Source organism: Streptomyces sp. CMB-StM0423 (assembly GCF_002847285.1).
In the GTDB taxonomy this organism is placed as follows: domain Bacteria; phylum Actinomycetota; class Actinomycetes; order Streptomycetales; family Streptomycetaceae; genus Streptomyces.
On sequence record NZ_CP025407.1, the window covers coordinates 2,525,881 to 2,546,205 of the forward strand.

A 20,325-nucleotide genomic window follows, 5' to 3' on the forward strand; every position below is an offset into this window, starting at 1 on the left:
CCGGGGGCGCCGGCGGCCTTACCGGCCGCCGGCGCCCGGTGGGTCAGAAGCGCAGGAACGCCTGGACCGGCAGGTGGTCGCTGGGGAACTGGCCGCCGCGCTCGTAGGTGTTGATCTTCGCGTACCGCGTCCGCACGCCCGGGGTCACGAGGATCCAGTCGATGCGGTCGCCGTCCGGCACCAGCGGCCGGTAGCCGTGGAAGGTGGCGTACGCGTCGCTGCGCCGCTCCGCCGCGTCCCAGGTGTCCACCAGGCCGCCGCCCACGAGCATCGCGTCGTAGACGGGGTTGCGGTGGGCGGGGACGTTGAAGTCGCCGGTGACGACCCGCGGCAGCGCGGCGTCGAACTCCGCGAAGCGGCTGGTGATCAGGTCGGCGGAGCGCTCGCGCGCCTGCTGGTTGACATGGTCGAGGTGGGTGTTGACGTGGTAGAACTCGCCGCCCGTGACCAGGTCGCGGAAGCGGATCCAGGTGACCATCCGCAGCACGGCGTTGCCCCAGGTGTTGGAGCCGATCAGGTAGGGCTCGTCGGAGAGCCAGTAGTGGTCGAACGCGACCGGGGCCAGCCGGCGGATGTCGTAGAACACCGCCATGAACTCGTCCTTGCTGCCGCCCTTGCGGCCGGTGCCGATCCAGGCGTGGTGGCGGCCGAGATCGGCGGCGATGTCGAGCAGTTGCGGGTACAGCCCCTCCTGGGTGCCGACGAGGTGCGGCTCCTCCGCGCGCAGCAGGGCGCGCATCACGGGGCGGCGCTCGGGCCAGGAGTTGGGCGGGGTGGCGGAGGCGTAGCGGAGGTTGAAGCTCATCACGTGCAGTTCGTCCTCGCCGTCGCCGCTCGCGCGGCTGTCGGCCCGCGCCTCGGTGAGCCCGACGACGGTCGGGGCGAGGGCGGCGGCGGCCGCGGTGCCGAGGGCGCGGCGGCGGGTGAGGGGGAACTCGGGCATGGGTCACCTCTCCGTTCGGGGGGTGCGACGTGGGGAGAGTCTCAGGCGGCGAGATGAGAGGGAAGTGACGCGCGCACGTCAGCCATACGAACTGAAGATCGCCCGGCCGCGGACCCGGGCGCGCACGGCTCCCGTAGCGCTGTGATCCATGTCACGTGCCGTTCCTGTCAGCAATCGACGCGCTGTCCCGCTCAGGTCCCGAAGCAAGCGACCGAGAGGGAGCCGCACATGAAGCACCGCATCGTCGTCCTCGGCGCCGGCTACGCCGGCGCCTACACGGCCGGGAACCTGGCCCGTCGGCTGTCCCCCGCGGACACCGAGATCACCGTGGTCAACGCGGTGCCGGAGTTCGTCCAGCGGCTGCGGCTGCACCGGCTCGCGGCCGGCGGGGAGATCGAGACGCCGCTGCTGGCCGACGTGTTCGCGGGCACGGGGATACGGCTGCGGGTGGCCCGCATCACCGCCGTCGCCCCCGAGAGCCGGGTCGTCGCCGTGGCCGACGCCGACGGCGGCGGTCTGCTGCACTACGACACGCTCGTCTACGCCCTCGGCAGCCGCGTCGCCCTCCGCGGCGTCCCCGGGGTGGCCGAGCACGCCTTCCACGTCGCCGCCCGGCCCGCCGCGCTGCGCCTGCGCGCCCGGCTGGACGGGCTGGACAGGCGGGGTGAAGGCGGCGCCGTGCTGGTCGTCGGCGACGGGCTGACCGGCATCGAGACCGCCACCGAGATCGCCGAGGCCAGGCCGGGACTGCCGGTGACCCTCGTGGCCCGCGGCGAGCTGGGCGCCCGGCTCTCCCCCGGTGCCCGCGCGCACCTGCGCCGGGCCTGCGACCGGATGGGCATCGCCGTGCGGGAGCACACCCGGGTCGAGGCCGTGGAGGCGACGGGGGTGCGGTGCGCCGACGGCACCGCCGTGGCCTCCGACGCCACGGTGTGGACCGGAGGGTTCGCGGTCGACCCGCTGGCCGCCGCCGCCGGTCTTGAGGTCACCGGCAACGGGCAGTTGGCCGTCGACCGCACCATGCGGTCGGTCTCGCACCCGGACGTCTACGCCGTCGGCGACAGCGTCTGCGCCATCGGCGACAACGGCAGGCCGCTGCCGATGTCGTGCGGTTCCGCCGGCTACACCGGCAAGCAGGCGATCGGCGCGATCCTGGGCCACCTGACCGGCCGCGAGGTCGCGTACACCAAGCTGGTCTACACGTTCAACCACATCAGCCTCGGGCGGCGGGACGGGATCCTGCAGCCCGTCGACGACGCGGCGGAGGCGAAGCCGCGGTACGTGGCCGGCCGGACGGCCGCGCGGGTCAAGACGGCCATCGTCAGCGGCTCGCTGTGGGCCACCCTGCACCCGACGTACGGCCTGGCCAGGCGCCGGCACCCGCTTGCCGCCGCGGCGGAGACCGCGCCGGACCCCTCGTGGGACGCGACCGGCGAGACCCCACCCGTGGCGGCCTAGATGTGCGGGACGGCGCACGCCGGTGCCGTGGACGTCCCGGACGGCCCCGGGTGGCCGGGCGGCATGTCAGGCGGAAGCGGCGGCCACGAAGACGGGCACGGCGACGAGGAACCGGCCGGCCTCGGCACGCCGGCGCTGTTCCGCGAGCCACGCGTCCGCCCGGTCCCGGGCGACGGCGCCGCTCGCGCAGGCCGGCTCGGCGAGCCTGGTGAGCAGCGACAGCATCGCGGGGTCGGTGAACACGCTGGTGTGCACCTCGACCGTGACGGCGGCGAAGCCGCCGGCCAGGAGCATGCCGCGGTACTGGCGGCCGGCGCGGGGCGCGCCCAGGAGGTCGGCGCGGGCGTGCACGATCGTGCGGGTGAGCGCCGCGTCGTCCGAGTCGATCATGATGGCGTCCCAGTCCTGCCCGACCAGGACGATCCTGCCGCCGGGGCGGAGGACCCGCCGCGCCTCCGCCACGGCGCGCCCGGGCTCTTCGAGTACGTGGAAGACCTTGTCGGCGCGGTAGCCGTGGACGCTTTCGTCGGCGAACGGCAGCTCCTCCGCCCCCGCCGCCCGGAACTCGGCCTCCGGCCACCGTTCCCGGGCCGCGGCGAGCATCCGCGGGCTGGGGTCCACCCCCACCGCGTGGACGCCGCGTCCGGCCAGCTCGGCCACGGCCCGGCCGGCGCCGCAGCCGACGTCGACGACGGTCGAGCCCGGGGCGGGGGCCAGCAGTTCGTAGGAGCGGTCCCGCAGCCGGGCCGCGCCCGGCAGCCGGTCCGCGGCGTCGATGACGGCAAGCAGGGCTTCGGTGTCGCGGTGCTCTGCCACCGCTTCCTGGTTCGTGGTCATGGATGTCATGCTGCGACTTCACGTCGGCATGAGGTCAAGGGAGGACACTCCCGCCGCCCCCGAAGTCCGGCCGGAGAGCCGGTGTTCGGGATCGCGGCACCGACCCCGTGAGCAGGAACGCCTAGGGTGGAGCGTATGGACGGCACCGCCACCGACCGCTTCGACACCGGAAGGTTCGAGGCCAGCCGGGACCGGCTGGCCTCGCTGGCCTACCGGCTGCTGGGCTCCGCCGCCGACGCCGAGGACGCCGTGCAGGACGCGTACCTGCGCTGGCAGGCCGCCGACCGGCGGCGGATCGAGGTGCCGGAGGCGTGGCTGACCAAGGTCGTCACCAACCTGTGCCTCGACCGGCTCCGTTCGGCCCGCGTCCGCCGCGAACGCAGCGTCGGCACCTGGCTGCCGGAACCGCTCCTCGACGGCGACCCCATGCTCGGCCCGGCCGACACCTTCGAGCGGCGCGAGTCGGTGTCCCTGGCCGTGCTGACCCTCATGGAGCGCCTGTCACCGGTCGAGCGGGCCGTCTACCTCCTGCGCGAGACCTTCTCCTACGGCCACGCCGAGATCGCCGGGATCCTCGGCATCTCCGAGTCCGCGAGCCAGCAGCACCTGCACCGGGCCCGCAGCCGCATCGCCGCCACGCGCAGCCGCGGCGGCGAGGTCGACCGGGCGGCCGCCCTGCGGATCGTCGAGGAGTTCTTCACCGCCGCCGCCTCGGGCCGTACGGAACGACTGGTGGAACTGCTCACCGACGACGCGGCCGCCATCTCCGACGCGGCCGGCCTGACCGGGACGATGCTGCGGTACTACACGCCGCGGCGCGTCGCCGCCGCGGCCCGGGCCGGGTTCGGGTCCCCGGCCGCGAAGCAGCGCTTCGCCGACGGCGCGATCATCGTCCACTCCGCACCCGTGAACGGTGGCCCCGCCATCCTCTTCGCGGTCGGCGACAAGGTCATCGGCACCCTGACGTTCGACCTCGTGCACGGCAAGATCGCGCTGGTACGGGGCATCGCCGACCCCGCCCGCCTCGTCCGCCTCAACGAGGGCTGGCGGCGGTACGAACCGGGCCCGCCGGTGCTCGGGCGCTGATGCCCGCGGGCCGGCCGGCTCTCCGCCGGGCGGCCCCGCCTCGTACCTGCGGGAACACCGAGCACACCGCCTCGGGTTGCCCCTTCATGACCGACGTACTGCGTTACACCGCCTTCAGCACCGACCCCGCCGGCGGCAACCGGGCCGGCGTCGTCCTCGACGCCGCCGGCCTCTCCGCCGAGCGGATGGCCGCCATCGCGGCCGACGTGGGCTACTCGGAGACCGCCTTCCTCACCCCGGGCCCCGCGGACGAGGCCGGCGCCGGCCGGTCGTTCACCGCCCGCTACTTCAGCCCCGCCGCCGAGGTCCCCTTCTGCGGCCACGCCACCGTCGCGACCGCCGTCGCCCTCGCGGAGCGGCTGGGCGCGGGCGACTTCGCGCTGCACACCCGGCCCGGCCGGGTGCCGGTGGCGGTGACCGAGGCGGACGGGGTGCTGAAGGCGACGCTCAGCAGCGTCGAGCCGCACGTGCGGGAGGCCGCGGCCGCCGACGTCGCCGAGGCGCTGGCCGCGCTGCGCTGGTCCGCCGCCGAGCTGGACCCGGCGCTGCCCCCGCGCATCGCCTTCGCCGGCGCGCACCACCTCGTCCTCGCCGCCGCCACCCGCGCCCGCCTCGCCGACCTCGACTACGACTTCGGCCGGCTGCGCGCCCTGATGGAGAGGCTGGACCTCACCACCGTCCAGCTCGTCTGGCGCGAGTCCCCCGCCGTCTTCCACGTCCGCGACCCGTTCCCCGTCGGCGGCGTGGTGGAGGACGCGGCCACCGGCGCGGCGGCGGCCGCCTTCGGCGCGTACGCCCGCGAACTCGGCCTCGCCGCCGGGCAGGACCGGCTCACCCTCCACCAGGGCCACGACATGGGCAGCCCCTCACTGCTGGAGGTCGAGCTGCGCGCGGGCGATCCCCGGGTGCACGTGACGGGCGCGGCGGTCCGCCTCTGAGCCACGCCATGTGATCCACCTCACATTCGAGATTTCCTCCGCTCCGCTGTCGAAATCCGTCCCGCCCGCTCGACGCACGGGTGAGAGGCGCCCGAAGGGGGCGCCGGACGGTTGTTTCCGACAAGGAGCACACCTCATGGCCACCGACATCGCGACACGGGCCGGGCGGCGGGAGTGGATCGGGCTCGCGGTGCTCGCGCTGCCCGTCCTGCTCATCTCCATCGACGTCTTCGTCCTGCTGCTCGCCCTGCCCCACCTCAGCGCCGACCTCGGGGCGAGCAGCACCGAGCAGCTCTGGATCATGGACATCTACGGGTTCATGCTCTCCGGCTTCCTCGTCACGATGGGCACCCTCGGCGACCGCATCGGGCGCCGCCGGCTGCTGCTCACCGGCGCGGCGGCGTTCAGCGTCGCCTCCGTGGTCGCCGCGTACTCCACCAGCCCGGAGATGCTGATCGCCTCCCGCGCGCTGCTGGGCATCGCGGGGGCGACGCTGGCGCCTTCGACGCTGGCGCTGATCACCAACATGTTCACGGACCCCCGGCAGCGTTCTGCGGCCATCGGCGTCTGGTTCATGTGCTTCATGGGCGGCGCGGCGATCGGCCCGCTGGTCGGCGGGACGATGCTGGAGCACTTCTGGTGGGGCTCGGCGTTCCTGCTCGGGGTGCCCGCGATGGTGCTGCTGCTGGTCCTGGGCCCGATCGTGCTGCCCGAGTACCGCGACACCAAGGCGGGCCGGCTGGACCTGGCCAGCGTGGCGCTGTCCCTGGCGGCGGTGCTGCCACTGGTGTACGCGGTGAAGGAGCTGGCGAAGGACGGCTGGGCGCCGGTGCCGCTGGCGGCGCTCGCGGCGGGCGGGGCGTTCGGGACCGTCTTCGTACGCCGCCAGCAGCGGCTGGAGCACCCGCTGATGGACCTGCGGCTGTTCCGCAACCGGGCCTTCTGCACCGCGCTCGGCGGGATGTTCGCCGGCACGTTCCTCATGGGCGCGCTGATGCTGTTCATCACGCAGTACCTGCAGATGGTGCAGGGGCTCACGCCGCTGAAGGCGGGCCTGTGGATGCTGCCCGCGGTGGTGGCCTCCGGGTTCAGCTTCGGCCTCGCCCCCATGGCGGCCCGCTACGTCCGCCCGGCCCGGCTCATCGGCGGCGGGCTGTGCGTCTCGGTCGTGGGCCTGCTGCTGCTGGTGATGGCCGACGTCTCCGGCGGACTGCCGTACGTCGTCACGGGCTTCGCGCTCATCAACCTGGGGGCGGGGCCGCTGGTGACCCTCGGCACCGACCTGGTCGTCAGCTCCGCGCCGCCGGAGAAGGCGGGTTCGGCGGCGGCGATGAACGAGACCAGCGGCGAGTTCGGCTACGCGCTGGGCATCGCGACCCTGGGCAGCATCGGCACGATCGTCTACCGCGGGCAGATGGAGGACGGCGTGCCGGCCGGCACCCCGGGCCCGGCGGCGGACGCTGCCCGGGAGGGCATCACCGGCGCGGCGACGGCGGCGGCGGACCTGCCGGCGCGGACGGCGGAGGCGCTGCTGACGCCGGCGCGGGAGGCGTACGTGAGCGGGATGCACGTGGCGGCGATCATCGCGGCGGTGCTGCTGGCAGGGGTGGCGGTCCTGGCCGTACGCCTCCTGAACCACGTGCCGCCCACGGGCACGGCGGCGCAGGAGGACCAGAAGGTGACGGACACCGACGGATCGGACGCCGTCGCGCCGGACGCCGCCGGTACCGGCGACGACGCGGCACCCGCCCCGGAGCCGGTACGCGGCTGAGTGCGGCCCCGGCGGCGTAACCCGTAATCCCGTAACCCGCAGACCCGTCGAACCACCCCCGGGGTGGGCGGACTTCCCGCCCACCCCGGACCGCTGTCCTGGCCCGGCCCGCCGCCCGCGCCTCAGCCGGCCGGCGGCCGGGCCGCCTCGCGCAGCGCCATCCGCGCCGCGACCGTACCCCCGTTCAGCGTCTCCCAGAACGGGTGGATCGATATCGCGATGGACAGGTCGCGGAACCTCTTCCGCAGCACCGTCTCCTGCCGGTCCAGCTCGGGCGTCCACCCGCTGCCGGCCCGGTGCTCGACGCCCGCACTGTCCGTGTACGGGCGCAGCGGGAACTCCTCCAACCGCTGCGCGACGGCGAACCACTCCCGCTTCGCCCGCAGCAACTCCTCCGGAAACTCGTAGTCGCTCACGACTCGCTATCATACGTGTGTTCGATTTCAAGAAGCGAGCCGCCACGCGCGACACGGGTGCATAGGATCGCCGGTATGGCTCTGCGACCCGTCCAGGTGAACATCAAGGCCGTCGACCATCCGGCGGCCGGCCGGTTCTGGGCGGAGGCGCTCGGCTGGCAGGTGCACGTATCCGGCGCCACCTCCTACGCCGGCCCCGGCGGCGGCCTTCAGTGGCCGCACCCGGTCGCCCTCGGCATCGACGTCGTGCCCGTACCGGAGCCCAAGACGGCGGCGAAGAACCGCGTGCACCTCGACCTCGCCACCACCTCGGCGGCCCACCAGGAGGAGCTGGTCGCCCGCCTCCGCGCCCTCGGCGCGACCCCCGTGGACGTGGGCCAGACCGAGGTGCCGTGGACGGTGCTCGCCGACCCGGAGGGCAACGAGTTCTGCGTGCTGGAGCCGCGGGACGTCTACCGGGGCACCGGGCCGATCGCCGCGGTCGTCGTCGACTGCGCGGACCCGCGGGCCATGGCCCGCTTCTGGGGCGAGGCGACGGACTGGACGGTGCACGAGGTGAGCGACGAGCACGGGGTGCTGCGCGCGGCCGCGGGCACGGGCCCGTACCTCGAACTCCTCCGCGTCCCGAACCCGAAGACCGCCCCCGACCGGGTCCACCTCGACCTGCTGCCGTACCCCGGCGGCGACAAGGAGGCGGAGGTGGCCCGGCTGCGCGCCCTCGGCGCCCGCGACCTCGACGTCGGCCAGGGCGACGCCCCGTGGACCTGCCTGACCGACCCGGAGGACCACGAGTTCTGCGTCCTCGCCCTGCCGTGACGCGCCCGGCGGACGACTCCGGCGACCGCTCGGGCACCACCCGCTCCGAGATGTCCGGCACCGCGGGCGCCGTGATCCAGGCCCGCGACATCAGCGGCGGCCTGCACGTCCACCACGCGGACCCCGGGACCCCGGACCCCGGCGTCCCGGTCCCCCGCCAACTGCCGGCCGCGCCCCGCGACTTCACCGGTCGGGCCGCGGAACTGCACGACCTGGACGGCATACTCGCCGGCGCGGAAGGGGCACCGGCGCCGGTCGTCGTCACCGGGACGGCCGGGGTGGGCAAGACCTCCCTCGCGCTGGCCTGGGCCCACCGGATCGCCGCACGCTTCCCCGACGGGCAGTTGCACGTCAACCTCCGCGGCTACGACCCCGGCCGGCCGCTGCTGCCGGTCGAGGCGCTGCACCGGATGCTCACCGCCCTCGGCGTCCCGGCCCCGGCGATCCCCGCAGAACCGGACGCCGCGGGCGCGCTGTACCGCTCCCACCTCGCCGGCCGCCGGGTGCTGACCGTGCTGGACAACGCGGCCTCCGCCGCCCAGGTCCGCCCCCTGCTGTCCGCGGGCCCCGGCTGCCTCACGCTCGTCACCAGCCGTCGCCACCTCGGCGGCCTGGCCGTACGCGACGGCGCGCACCAGCTCACGCTGCGCCCCCTGCCGGAGCCCGACGCGGTCGCGCTGCTGCGCGCCACCACGGCGGGGCGCCGCGCCGGGGACGACGCACCCGAACTGACGGAGATGGCGCGGCTCTGCGCCCGGCTCCCGCTCGCCCTGCGGGTCGCGGCGGAGCGGGCCGTCAGCCGTCCGCACCTGGGCCTGGGCGATCTGCTGGCCGACTTGCGGGACGAGTCGTCGCTGTGGGAAACCCTCAGCATGGGAGACGACGAGGACGAGGACGGGGTGCGCGCGGTCTTCGCCTGGTCCTATCAGGCGCTGCCGGAGGCGGAGGCCCGGCTGTTCCGGCTCCTCGGCCTGCACCCCGGGCCGGACTTCAGCCTCGCCGCGGCCGCCGCGCTGGCCGCCGGCCCGCGGCGCGGGACCCGGCGGCTGCTCGACGCGCTCGTCGGCGTCCACCTGCTGGAGCAGACCGCCCCCGACCGGTACGAACTCCACGACCTGCTGCGCGCGTACGCCGCCGACCGGGCGCACGCCGAGATGCCCCCGGACGAACGGGACGCCGCGCTCAGGCGCGTACTGACGTGGTACCTGCTGACCGCCGAGACGGCGCGCGAGTGGGTCCGCACCGACGGGATCGAACTGCCTCTCCCCCGGCCCGACGACGGCGCCGCTCCCCTGTCCTTCGCGGACTACGACGCGGCCGTGGACTGGGCGGAACGCGAGCGCGTCAACGTCCACGCCGCCACCCGGGCCGCCGCCGGGGCGGAACTCCACACCCTCGCCTGGCAGCTCCCGGTCGTGCAGTGGCGCGGCTCGATCCACGCCGCGCCCCTCGCCGAGTGGATCGAGACGGCCCGCCTCGGGCTGGCGGCGAGCCGTGCCCTGAGCGACCGGTACGCCGAGGCGTGGGTGCTGCGGTGCCTGGGCGAGGTGCACCGGCGCGCCGGCCGCCTCGCGGAGGCCGAGGAGTGCCATCGCCAAGTCCTCGTACTCCGGCGGGAGCTGAGGGACCGGAAGGACGAGGCCGCCGCGCTGAACTCGCTGGGTCTCGTCCTCCTCACCCGCAGGCGGCTCGACGCCGCCGTCACCCACTTCGCCCAGGCGCTGGACGCCTACCGGGAACTGGACCTGCCCCGATGGGTGGCCGTCGAGCTGTCCAACCTCGCCGCCGCGCACTACGACGCGGGGGACCTCACCCCGGCGGACGATTACGCGCACCGGGCGCTGGCCGCCTACCGGGACCTCGGTGACGAACCCGGCGAGGGCAGCGTGCTGCGCACCCTGAGCGGCATCCAGCGCGAGCGCGGCGAGCCGGCCGCGGCCCTGGAGTCGGCGCGGCGCGCCGTGGACATCGCCGTACGGCGCCGCAAGTCGACGTCGGAGGGACTGCGGCTACTGGCCCTGGGGGCGGCGCAGCGGGCCAACGGGCTGTTCGACGAGGCCCTTTCCACCTACGACCGGGCGGCCGCCCTGCACCGCCGCATCGGCGACGGCGGCCGGGAGGCGCTCGCCTGGCACGGGACCGGCGAGACCTGCCGGGCGCTCGCCCGCGCCGACGAGGCCGCCGCCTGCCACCGCGAGGCCGCCGCCCGCTTTCACGAGCTGGGCGATACCTGGCACGAGGCCGTCGCGCTCGACGGCCTCGCCGCGGCGGTGCGGGCGGGCGATCCTGACGGGGCGCGCGGCCACTGGGAGACGGCCCTCGCTCTGCTCGCCGGCTACGGCGATCAGCGGACGGTCGCGCTCCGCGACGGCATCACGGCACGGCTCGGGGCCGCGGGCTGAGATGCGGCGGGGGCCTGCCGGGCGCGTACAACGGGCTTGGGTAAGGGGCTTGTTCCCGGTGACCCGCCCCTTACGGCAGCCCGCACCCCCTTCTACGGCACCAGCACCAGCCGCCCCCGTATCCCGCCCTCCGCCAGCCGGGCGTGCGCCTTCGGGGCGTCGGCCAGGTCGTGTGTCCCGGCGACCCGGAGCGTCAGCACGCCGTCGTCGACGAGCCGGGCCAGCTCCGTCAGCCGCTTGCCGTCGGCGCGGACGTCGAGGGCCGCCGTGCGGATGCCGCGGACCGGGGGCGGTGCGGTGTCCGGGATGACCGCGGCGAACGCGCCGCCGTCGCGGGTCCAGGGCAGGGCCTGTTCGCCGCCGAGCACCGCCGCGTCGAGCACGGCGTCGTAGCCGGCGGCGGCCGGGGCCGTCGTGAACGCCGCGCCGAGGGCGCGCACCAGCTCCTCGTCGGACTCCCTGGCCAGCCCCGTCACCGCGACGCCGCGGGCGGCGGCGAGCTGGATCGCGTACCCGCCGAGCGCCCCGGCCGCGCCGGTGACCAGCAGCGAGGTGCCCGGCGCGGGGTCCAGCAGGCCCAGCGCCTGGTCGGCGGCGAGCGCGTTGAGCGGCAGCGTCGCGGCGTGCACGGCGTCTGCCGTCGTGGGCGCCGGGGCCACCGCCGTGCCGTCCACGACCACGTACTCGGCGTGCGAGCCCAGCGGCTTCGCCACCCCGTGCACCAGCGCCACCACCGCCTCCCCCGCGGCGAACCCGGCGCCCGCCACGTCCACCGTCCCCGCGACGTCCCAGCCGAGCCCCGTGTACGCCCCGCCCGGCGCGGCGCCGAAGACCCCGGCGCGCGTACCGCCGTCCACGGGGTTGACCGCCGCCGCGGCCACCTTGATCCGTACCTGCCCCGCGCCCGGCTCGGGCACCTCCACGTCGGCGATCGCCACGGCCTCGGGGCCGCCGAACTCCGTCACCACTGCAGCACGCATGACCTGTCTCTCCCTGATCGGTATCGGTCTCCGCTGCCGCAACCCTAGGAAGAGTTGGTATCTTTCGGTAAGTAGTTACCTGAAAGTGCCTAGGCCACCCGGAGGAGAGCCATGGCGACCACGACGGCGGCCCAGCGGCGCGAGCAGGAGCGCTTCGCGTACGACGCGTTCATGCGGGACTGCCCCACCAACCAACTCCTCGGCCGCCTCAGCGACAAGTGGGTCAGCCTCGTCGTCGCCGCCCTGTCCGGCGGCCCGCGGCGCTACAGCGACCTGCGCCGGAAGATCGCCGGCGTCAGCCCGAAGATGCTCACCCAGACCCTGCGCACCCTGGAGCGCGACGGCATCCTCACCCGCGCCGTCACGCCCTCCGTCCCGGTCCGCGTCGACTACGAGCTGACGGCGCTCGGCCGCAGCCTCGCCGGGCTCCTCACCGCCGTGAAGGACTGGGCGGAGGAGCACATCGAGGAGGTGCACGCGGCCCGCGAGCGCTACGGGAAGCAGGAGACGGGGACGGCAGGGGCGGCCCAGGAGGGCTGAGGGCTCACGCGTACGCCTCCGGGTCGGTCGCCCAGGTCCGCGATGCCCACGTCCGAAGCGTATGGGTGCAGGCATGGGACCGGCCCCGAACTCCGGTGTTTCGGTGGTCCCGACCGGAAGGGAGGCGGGGCGGGAACGGTTCCGCGGGCCGCGGCGTTGTTCGAACGAGCCGAGTCGCGGGAGGCACGGGGATGAACATCGTTGCGGAGCTGTTCGCGCCCAGCCATGCCCACGCCCGGCGGGCGCGGGAGCGGATGGAGCTCGTCGTGGACGACGTGGGCTCCGGCGACCCGCACCGCGGGCCGATTGACCTCACGTCGGGCAAGGTCGTCATCGCCCTCGGGGAGGCGGCGAAGCCGGCGGCGGAACCGGAGGACGCGGTCCCTTCCGACGCCGTAAGCACCGACGCGGCCCCCGCCGACGCCGTGCCCGCCGACGCCGTGCCCGCCGACGCGGATCCGGCCCACGCCGTACCGGCCGACACCGCCCCTGCCGACGCGATCCCGTCGCAGGCCCCCTCCACCCCCGCCGACACCCCGCGCGCGTAGCTGACCGAGAATCGCACGCATGACGAAGGTTCTCGTGGTGCAGAACGGCCGCGGCGGCGGCCCCCGCCGCTTCGGCGCGTGGCTGGAGCAGGACGGCGTCACCCTCGACATCGTGCACGCCTACGCGGGCGCGCCCCTCCCCCGCCGTCTCGACCACGCCGCGATCCTGCCGCTCGGCGGCGGCCCCATGCCCGACGACGACGTGGCGATGCCGTGGCTTGCGGCGGTGCGCGAGCTGGTCGCCGAGGCGCTGGAGCGGGACGTCCCGGTCTTCGGCGTCTGCCAGGGCGGCCAGCTCCTCGCCCACGTCGCCGGCGGCCGGGTCACCGCCTCGCACGGCGAACCCGAGCTGGGCAGCACGCCGATCGCGCTGCGCGCGGAGGCCGCGGAGGACGCGCTCTTCGCGGGGCTCCCGCCGCGGGTGACCGCCGTCCAGCGGCACGTCGACGCCATCACGGAGCTGCCGGCGGGCGCGGTGTGGCTGGCGGAGAGCGAGCGCTGCCCGCACCAGGCGTTCCGCTACGGCGACCGGGCGTGGGGCGTGCAGTTCCACCCCGAGGCCGGCGCCGACCGCGTACACGCCTGGAGCGACGAGTCCATCCGCGCCCGCGGCTTCGACCCGGCCCTGCTGCGTACCGAGGCGGACCGCGACGAGCAGGAGTCGGCGCAGGTCTGGCAGCAGGTGGCACACCGCTTCGCGCAGGCGGTACGGGCCGAGGGCTGACCGCCGCGGCAGTCCTGCGCCCCGCCCCGTACGGCCGCGAGGGCCGCGGACGGCACCCCGCCCCTCCCCGCGACCCACCCCACCCCCGGCATACCCGGCAAATCGGCCACCGCTTGCTACGTTGCCCGAATGACCACCGCCACCGACCCGGCCCAGGCCCTCCGCCCGCCGGGCCGTGCCCGGCGGCTGGCCACGCCGCCGCCCCCCGTGCCCCGCCCCCGCCGCCGCGGCGCCGAACTCGGGCTCCTGGTCTGCGCCGTCGGCGTCATCGCCTACGGCTACGCCGCCGTCGGCTACGCCACCTCCGGCGCGCTCCCCGCCGACCTGGCCACCCACCTCGGCGGCCTCGCCGGGCTCGCCCTCTTCGCCCACCTCGTCGTCCGCTTCCGCGCCCCCCGCGCGGACCCCGTGCTGCTGCCGGTGGCGCTGCTGCTCAACGGCCTCGGCCTGGTCCTCATCCACCGCCTCGACCAGGGCACCCCCGGCGACCGCGCCGCCCCCACCCAACTCCTCTGGTCCACCGTGGGCATCGCCCTCTTCGCCGCCGTCCTCCTCTTCCTCCGCGACCACCGCGACCTGCGCCCGCGCGCCGCGAAGTACGCGTTCACCGCCCTGTGCCTGATGGCCGCGCCGATCCTCTTCCCCGCCGTCAACGGCGCCAGGATCTGGATCCGGATCGGCGGTCTCTCCCTCCAGCCCAGCGAGTTCGCCAAGGTGCTGCTCGCGATCTTCTTCGCCTCCTACCTCGCCGCCAACCGCCACGCCCTCACCTTCACCAGCGGCCCGCGCATCCGCCGCCTGCTGCTGCCGCCGCGGCGCGTGCTCGGGCCGATCGTCGCGGTCTGGGGCATCAGCCTGGTGCTGCTGATCCTGGAGCGGGACATCGGGGCCTCGCTGCTGTTCTTCAGCCTCTTCGTGGCGATGCTGTACGTGGCCACGGGGCGGCTCGGCTGGCTGGCCGTCGGGCTGCTGCTGGCCGCGGCGGGGGCGGCGGCGGTCGGGGCGCTGGAGCCGCACGTGCACACGCGGGTGGAGGACTGGCTGTCGCCGTTCCGCGCCATCGAGGAGGGGCACGGTCCCGGGCAGTTGGCGCAGTCGCTGTTCGCGTTCGCGGCGGGCGGCGCGCTGGGCGCGGGGCTCGGGCAGGGGCACTCCCTGCTGATCGGCTTCGCCGGCAAGTCGGACTTCATCCTGGCCACCGCGGGCGAGGAGTTGGGGATCGCCGGGCTGACCGCGCTGTTCCTGCTGTACGCCCTCTTCGTCGCCCGCGGCTACCGCACGGCGATCGCCATCGGCGAGCCGTTCGGCGCGCTGCTCGCCGCGGGCCTGGCGGCGATCATCACGCTTCAGGTGGTGGTGATCGCGGGCGGGGTGCTGGGGCTGATCCCGCTGACCGGGATGGTGACGCCGTTCCTGGCGCAGGGCGGGTCCTCCGTGGTGACGAACTGGGTGATCGTCGCGCTGCTCGTACGGCTCAGCGACGAGGCCCGTACGCCGCCGGAGGAGCGCCCGGCGCCCGAGGCCGCACCCGCCCGGCCGGAACCGGAACCGGAACCCGCCGCCGCGACCGCCCCCGCCACCGTCCCCCTCGTCGTCCCCGTGGTCGACGAGGCGCGCCCCGCGGACGGCACCCGGTGATCCGCAACACCCGTATCGCAGCCGCCTGCAGCCTGCTGCTCTTCCTCGGCCTCCTCGTCGGCGCCGCCCGCGTCCAGGTGCTCAACGCCCCCGAGTACGACGCCAACCCCGCCAACCGCCGGCACGCCCTGGAGCGCTACGCCCAGCCCCGCGGCGACATCTACGCCGCGGGCCGCCGCCTCACCGGCTCCGAGGACACCCGGCAGGGCCTGCGCTACGAGCGCTCGTACGCGAACGGCCGCCTCTACGCCCCCGTCACCGGCTTCGCCTCCCAGCTCTACGGCTCCACCCTCCTCGAAGACGCCGAGGACGGGGTCCTCGCCGGCACCGACGGCCGGCTCGCCCCGCTGCCGCTCTGGGGCGACCTCACCCGCAGCCGCCAGCGCGGCGGCCAGGTGCACACCACCGTCGTACCGGCCGTGCAGAAGGCCGCGTTCCGCGGGCTGCGCGGCCGCAAGGGCGCCGTCGTCGCCCTCGAACCCGCCACCGGCCGCGTCCTCGCCCTCGTCAGCAGCCCCGGCTACGACCCCGCGCTGCTCTCCGGCAACTCCCCCGCCACCACGCTGGCCTGGGATCGCCTCGGCAAGGACCCCGCCCAGCCGCTCCTCAACCGGGCGATCCGGCAGACGTATCCGCCCGGCTCCACGTTCAAGGTGATCACGGCGGTGGCGGCGCTGGAGTCCGGCATCGTCACCGACATCGACGCGCCGACCCGCACCCCGAACCCGTACCGGCTCATCGGCAGCACCACGCTGCTGCGCAACGAGTCGAGCGGCTGCGCCGACGCGCCGCTGCGGGAGGCGTTCGCGGAGTCGTGCAACACGGTGTTCGCGAAGCTCGGCGCGACGGTCGGCACCCAGCAGATCGTGGAGACCGCGGAGGCGTTCGGCTTCAACGACGGCGGCCTCTCGATCCCGTCGCCCGTGCTGCCGAGCCATGTCAACACGCGGATGGACCCGGCGCAGGCCGCGCTGTCGGCCATCGGGCAGTACGACACCAGGGCGACGCCGCTGCAGATGGCGCGGGTCGCGGCGACGATCGCCAACGGCGGCCGGTCGATGCGCCCGTACCTGGTGGACCGGCTCGCGGACGCCGGCGGGGAGACGGTGGCGCGGACCCGGCCCGCGTACGAGGAGACGGCGATGACCCCGGGGACGGCGGCGCTGCTGCGGCAGATGATGATCGACGCGGTCGGCAGCGGCACCGGCGGGCTGGCGGCGGTCGGCGGGCTGACGGTCGGCGGCAAGACGGGCACGGCGCAGCACGGGGTGGACAACTCCGAGAGCCCGTACGCCTGGTTCATCTCCTGGGCGCAGCGGCCGGGGACGGCGGTGCCCGGGGTGGCGGTGGCGGTGGTCGTGGAGGACGCGGAGGCGGACCGCGCGGACATCAGCGGCGGCGGCAGCGCGGCGCCGGTCGCGCGCGGGGTGATGCGGGCGGCGCTGCGCTGAAGCGGGCGGTGCGGCAGGGCTGTTGCTCCGTACGCGGCGGGCGCGGGCAGCGTGCGTACGCGACGGGCGCGGCAGCGTGCGTACGCAGCGGGTCGGCGAAGCCCGGGACCGCTCCCCGAGCCCACTTCTACGATGACCCGGGTGAAGGACATCCTGATCGGCATCGTCATCGGCCTGATCTTCCTCATCGTCGGCGGCACCGTCTTCTGGCTGCTGGCCTCCAGCAGCGAGGCCGACCGGGAGGAGTGCGAGCAGCAGGCCGAGCGCTCGAACGGCCGGGTCACCTGCATCGTCACCGTCGAGTGACGCCCGCCGCCCGTCAGTTGGTCACCCTACTCACGCGTCAACCAAACGCGGCGGGGGCATTGACGGGCTTGCTGACAAGCTGTCTCATAAGAGGTGACCGCCGGTAACTCTCCCAGGAGACGCGATGACCACGACGACGGGGCACCTCGCGCTGACGGACGCCCTCGGCCCGCTCAAGGACCGCGAGAAGGTCGCGGAACGGCTCCTCGCGGCGTCGGAGAAGCACTCCTTCGACCCGGACAAGGAACTGGACTGGGACGCCCCGGTCGAAGAGGGCAAGTGGTTCTGGCCGCCCGAGCTGGTCTCCCTCTACGACACCCCCATGTGGCGGCGGATGTCCGGGGAGCAGCGGATGGAGCTGGCCCGGCTGGAGGCGGCGTCGCTGGCCTCCCTGGGCATCTGGTTCGAGATCATCCTCATGCAGTTGCTCGTCCGGCACATCTACGACAAGCCGGTCACGAGCAACCACGTACGCTACGCGCTCACCGAGATAGCCGACGAGTGCCGGCACTCCATGATGTTCGCCCGGATGATCACCAAGGGCGGCGCGGAGCCGTACCCGGTCACCCGCTTCCACCACAACCTCGCGCGCGTCCTCAAGACCGTCTCCACCACCCCCGGTTCCTTCACCGCGACCCTCCTCGGCGAGGAGATCCTCGACTGGATGCAGCGGCTCGTCTTCCCCGACGAGCGGGTCCAGACCCTCGTGCGCGGCGTGACCCGGATCCACGTCGTGGAGGAGGCGCGGCACGTCCGCTACGCGCGCGAGGAACTGCGCCGGCAGATGCTCACCGCGCCGCGCTGGGAGCGGAACTTCACCCGGCTGACCTCCGGCGAGGCGGCCCGGGTGTTCTCCGTCTCCTTCGTCAACCCGCAGGTCTACACGGACGCGGGCCTGAACCGGGCGGAGGCGGTGGCGCAGGTCAAGGCCAGCCCGCACCGGCGCGAGGTGATGCAGACGGGCGCGAAGCGGCTGACGGACTTCCTCGACGACATCGGGGTGCTCCAGGGCGTGGGACGCAGGCTGTGGCGCAGCTCGGGCCTGCTGGCCTGAACGGGGCGGGGCCGCCGATGCCGGCCCGGCGGGCTACGCTGCCGGACATGAGCACTGCGTCCGACCGGGGAGCCCGCCCCGCCGCGCCCCCGCCGGCGGTCGCGTACCGCAGGCTGAGCGTCTCCCAGCGCCGCAGCCAGTTGCTCGCCGCCGCGCTCGGCCTCTTCGCCCACCGCGCCCCCGAGGACGTCTCCCTGGACGACGTCGCCGCCGCCGCGGAGGTCTCCCGCCCGCTGGTCTACCGCTACTTTCCCGGCGGCAAGCAGCAGCTCTACGAGGCCGCCCTGCGCAGCGCCGCAGACGAGCTGGAGCTGTGCTTCCGCCAGCCCCAGCAGGGCCCGCTCACCCGCCGCCTCACCCGCGCCCTCGACAGCTACCTCGGCTTCGTCGACGAGCACGACGCCGGCTTCAAGGCCCTCCTCCAGGGCGGCAGCGTCGTCCAGACCAGCCGCACCACCGCCATCGTGGACGAGGTCCGCCGCTCCGCCGCCGGGCAGATCCTGCTGCACATCGGCGTGCCCGAGCCGGGACACCGGCTGCTCACCATGATCCGCACGTGGATCACGGCCGTCGAGGGCGCCTCGCTGATCTGGCTGGACGAGGGCAAGCAGCCGCCGCTGCCGGAGCTGCGCGGCTGGCTCGTCGACCACTTCATCGCGCTGCTGGTCGCCACCGCCGCGGGCGACGAGGAGTGCGGCCGGGTGCTGCGCCGGGCGCTGGAGCTGGAGACGGCCGACGGCCCCGCGGGCGACCTCGTACGCCGCATCGCGCCGTTCCTGCCCGACGCCGGCCACCTGCTCGGCGAGGACTGACCGCCGTGCGCACCGAGGACACCGCGTTCGTCGGCGGCCCGCTGGACGGCCGCACGCTCGCCGTGCACGTCGGCGCGACGGGCCGGCCGCCGAAGGTGTACGAGGTGCCGGTGCCCGACCCCGAAGGCGGCCCCCCGACCGTGCACGTCTACCGGCTGGAGCCGGCGAACCTCAGCCCGCGGCTGAAGCTGCCCCGGGGGTGGGTGTACACGTACGACCCGGAAGGCGTGCCCGAGCGGCGCAAGTGGCCCTGGTCGCGCTGACGGGCCGTCAATCCTCACGGGTGATGGTATTACTCGGTTTCGCCCAGTGCTCACGGGAATCCGGCGGTCGCGGGGGAACCCTTGCGTACATGTCGCGCACCCGCCGCCCCGCCCTCACCGCCGCCTCCGCCGTCCTCCTCGCCACCGTGCTGGCCCTGCCCGCCGACGCGGCCCCCGTGCCGGACGTACCGGAGGCGGCAGACGCGGCCGACGCCGCCGATCCGGCCGACCCCGCCGACCCCGCCGCCGACGCCGCCCCGGATCCCGCGGCACCGGCGGCGGACGGCGCGGCACCGGCCGCCGACGCCCCGCTCGGCGAACTGCTCACCCGGCTCCAGACCCTCCACGGGCAGGCCGAGCGCGCCACCGAGGCGTACCACGCGACCGCCGAGGACCTGACGGACGCCCGCGCCGAGACCGCCAGGCTCACCGGCGACCTCGCCGACACCCGCGCCGACCTGGCCACCGCGCGCCGCCGCGCCGGACTCCTCGCCCGCGCGCAGTACCGGGGCCCCGGCCTCGCCCCGTACCTGCAACTCCTCGTCGCCCGCGACACCGAGACCGCACTCGACCGCAAACAGGTCATCAGCCGCGCCATCGGCAACCAGGCCGCCGTCGTGACCCGGCTGGAGTCCGGCGCCAAGCGGCTCGGCGCGCTCACGGACTCCTCGCGGGAGGCACTCGACCGGCAGCGGGAGCTGGCGGGCGAACGCAAGCGGCGCCGGGACCGCGTGGACGACCGGCTGACCGAGGTGGCCGACGCGCTCGCGGAGCTGACGCCCGCGAAGCTGGCGGCGCTCGACCAACTGGAGGTACGGGGAGCGGAAGAAGACCGGCGCGAACTGATGGCTCCGGACGGCGAGGACGGCGGCGGCCCGGACGCGGTGACGGACGGCAAGCCGGGCGGGGCCCGCCCGGGAGCTGCCGGCGGTACGGACCGGGCGGACAAGCCTGGCGCCTGGAGCACGGCGGAGCGGGAGCCGTCGCGCGCCGGGCGGCGGGCCGTCTCGTACGCCCTCGACCAGGTCGGCAAGCCGTACCGCGCGGGCACCGGCGGGCCCCGGGCCTACGACTCCTCCGGGCTCACGCAACGGGCATGGCGCGAGGCGGGCGTCCGCATCCCGCGTACCGCGCGGGGGCAGTGGCGGGAGCTGCGCCGGGTGCCGCTCACCGCGATGCGGCCCGGCGACATCGTGGTCTACCACCGCGACGCCTCGCACGTCGCGCTCTACCTCGGGCACGGCCGGGTGGTGGAGGCACCGCGCACGGGCCAGCGGGTACGGGTCGTCCCCGTCACCATCCGCCCCCTGCGCGGCGCCGTACGCCCCGGCTGACGGCGGGC

The 20,325-nt window shown here is 75.1% G+C and carries 20 protein-coding genes; 16 read left to right on the forward strand and 4 right to left on the reverse strand.

Annotated features, from left to right (window positions below; translation table 11 throughout):
- Window positions 1-43: 43 nt before the first annotated feature.
- Window positions 44-943, reverse strand: coding sequence for an endonuclease/exonuclease/phosphatase family protein (locus tag CXR04_RS10635; RefSeq protein ID WP_101421602.1), 900 nt, complete (start codon window positions 941-943; stop codon window positions 44-46).
- 228 nt (window positions 944-1,171) lie between these two features.
- Between CXR04_RS10635 and CXR04_RS10640 the strand changes: the two genes are divergently transcribed.
- Window positions 1,172-2,401, forward strand: a complete 1,230-nt coding sequence (locus CXR04_RS10640) for an NAD(P)/FAD-dependent oxidoreductase (RefSeq protein ID WP_101421603.1) — start codon at window positions 1,172-1,174, stop codon at window positions 2,399-2,401.
- Between the two features lie 66 nt (window positions 2,402-2,467).
- Here the strand turns inward: CXR04_RS10640 and CXR04_RS10645 are convergent, their stop codons facing one another.
- The gene (locus CXR04_RS10645; protein WP_101421604.1) at window positions 2,468-3,238 is read right to left on the reverse strand and encodes a methyltransferase domain-containing protein; all 771 of its coding nucleotides are present in this window, start codon (window positions 3,236-3,238) and stop codon (window positions 2,468-2,470) included.
- Window positions 3,239-3,373: 135 nt separating this feature from the next.
- Here CXR04_RS10645 and CXR04_RS10650 point away from each other — a divergent pair, with 135 nt between their 5' ends.
- From CXR04_RS10650 to CXR04_RS10660, 3 genes are all read left to right on the forward strand, one after another.
- Entirely contained in the window at window positions 3,374-4,324 is a 951-nt protein-coding gene (locus CXR04_RS10650; protein WP_199850437.1) for a sigma-70 family RNA polymerase sigma factor, read from the forward strand.
- Between the two features lie 86 nt (window positions 4,325-4,410).
- Window positions 4,411-5,262, forward strand: a complete 852-nt coding sequence (locus CXR04_RS10655; RefSeq protein ID WP_101421606.1) for a PhzF family phenazine biosynthesis isomerase — start codon at window positions 4,411-4,413, stop codon at window positions 5,260-5,262.
- A gap of 136 nt (window positions 5,263-5,398) precedes the next feature.
- A complete protein-coding gene (locus CXR04_RS10660; RefSeq protein ID WP_101421607.1) occupies window positions 5,399-7,033 on the forward strand; it encodes an MFS transporter in 1,635 nt (544 codons plus the stop codon).
- A gap of 122 nt (window positions 7,034-7,155) precedes the next feature.
- On the opposite strand, the gene CXR04_RS10665 is transcribed toward CXR04_RS10660, so the two are convergent.
- Window positions 7,156-7,449 (reverse strand): hypothetical protein, encoded by a 294-nt coding sequence (locus tag CXR04_RS10665; RefSeq protein WP_101421608.1) that lies wholly within the window; start codon window positions 7,447-7,449, stop codon window positions 7,156-7,158.
- A gap of 75 nt (window positions 7,450-7,524) precedes the next feature.
- Here CXR04_RS10665 and CXR04_RS10670 point away from each other — a divergent pair, with 75 nt between their 5' ends.
- Both CXR04_RS10670 and CXR04_RS10675 read left to right on the forward strand, forming a co-directional pair.
- Window positions 7,525-8,265: a VOC family protein gene (locus CXR04_RS10670; protein WP_101421609.1), complete on the forward strand. Its 741-nt coding sequence runs from the start codon at window positions 7,525-7,527 to the stop codon at window positions 8,263-8,265.
- Window positions 8,262-10,667, forward strand: coding sequence for an ATP-binding protein (locus CXR04_RS10675; RefSeq protein ID WP_234380159.1), 2,406 nt, complete (start codon window positions 8,262-8,264; stop codon window positions 10,665-10,667). Before CXR04_RS10670 ends, CXR04_RS10675 begins: the two co-directional genes overlap by 4 nt.
- Window positions 10,668-10,759: 92 nt before the next feature.
- Here the strand turns inward: CXR04_RS10675 and CXR04_RS10680 are convergent, their stop codons facing one another.
- Window positions 10,760-11,647, reverse strand: coding sequence for an NADP-dependent oxidoreductase (locus CXR04_RS10680; RefSeq protein ID WP_199850438.1), 888 nt, complete (start codon window positions 11,645-11,647; stop codon window positions 10,760-10,762).
- A gap of 111 nt (window positions 11,648-11,758) precedes the next feature.
- On the opposite strand from CXR04_RS10680, the gene CXR04_RS10685 reads away from it, so the two are divergent.
- From CXR04_RS10685 to CXR04_RS10725, 10 genes are all read left to right on the forward strand, one after another.
- The gene (locus tag CXR04_RS10685) at window positions 11,759-12,187 is read left to right on the forward strand and encodes a winged helix-turn-helix transcriptional regulator (protein ID WP_101421611.1); all 429 of its coding nucleotides are present in this window, start codon (window positions 11,759-11,761) and stop codon (window positions 12,185-12,187) included.
- A 191-nt stretch (window positions 12,188-12,378) separates the two neighbouring features.
- Window positions 12,379-12,735 (forward strand): DUF6191 domain-containing protein, encoded by a 357-nt coding sequence (locus CXR04_RS10690; RefSeq protein ID WP_101421612.1) that lies wholly within the window; start codon window positions 12,379-12,381, stop codon window positions 12,733-12,735.
- A 19-nt stretch (window positions 12,736-12,754) separates the two neighbouring features.
- Window positions 12,755-13,459, forward strand: a complete 705-nt coding sequence (locus CXR04_RS10695; RefSeq protein WP_101421613.1) for a type 1 glutamine amidotransferase — start codon at window positions 12,755-12,757, stop codon at window positions 13,457-13,459.
- Window positions 13,460-13,588: 129 nt separating this feature from the next.
- Window positions 13,589-15,097 carry an FtsW/RodA/SpoVE family cell cycle protein gene (locus tag CXR04_RS10700; protein ID WP_101421614.1) on the forward strand — a complete coding sequence of 503 codons (1,509 nt, stop codon included), beginning with the start codon at window positions 13,589-13,591 and terminating at the stop codon, window positions 15,095-15,097.
- Window positions 15,094-16,548, forward strand: coding sequence for a penicillin-binding transpeptidase domain-containing protein (locus tag CXR04_RS10705; RefSeq protein WP_101421615.1), 1,455 nt, complete (start codon window positions 15,094-15,096; stop codon window positions 16,546-16,548). Before CXR04_RS10700 ends, CXR04_RS10705 begins: the two co-directional genes overlap by 4 nt.
- Window positions 16,549-16,689: 141 nt before the next feature.
- Window positions 16,690-16,854 carry a hypothetical protein gene (locus CXR04_RS35175; protein WP_199850696.1) on the forward strand — a complete coding sequence of 55 codons (165 nt, stop codon included), beginning with the start codon at window positions 16,690-16,692 and terminating at the stop codon, window positions 16,852-16,854.
- A gap of 124 nt (window positions 16,855-16,978) precedes the next feature.
- On the forward strand, window positions 16,979-17,908 hold the full coding sequence (locus CXR04_RS10710) for an AurF N-oxygenase family protein (RefSeq protein WP_101421616.1): 930 nt from the start codon (window positions 16,979-16,981) through the stop codon (window positions 17,906-17,908).
- A gap of 47 nt (window positions 17,909-17,955) precedes the next feature.
- Window positions 17,956-18,720, forward strand: a complete 765-nt coding sequence (locus CXR04_RS10715) for a TetR/AcrR family transcriptional regulator (protein WP_234380160.1) — start codon at window positions 17,956-17,958, stop codon at window positions 18,718-18,720.
- Between the two features lie 5 nt (window positions 18,721-18,725).
- On the forward strand, window positions 18,726-18,983 hold the full coding sequence (locus CXR04_RS10720; RefSeq protein ID WP_101421618.1) for a hypothetical protein: 258 nt from the start codon (window positions 18,726-18,728) through the stop codon (window positions 18,981-18,983).
- An 89-nt stretch (window positions 18,984-19,072) separates the two neighbouring features.
- A complete protein-coding gene (locus tag CXR04_RS10725; protein ID WP_101421619.1) occupies window positions 19,073-20,317 on the forward strand; it encodes a C40 family peptidase in 1,245 nt (414 codons plus the stop codon).
- Window positions 20,318-20,325 lie beyond the last annotated feature (8 nt).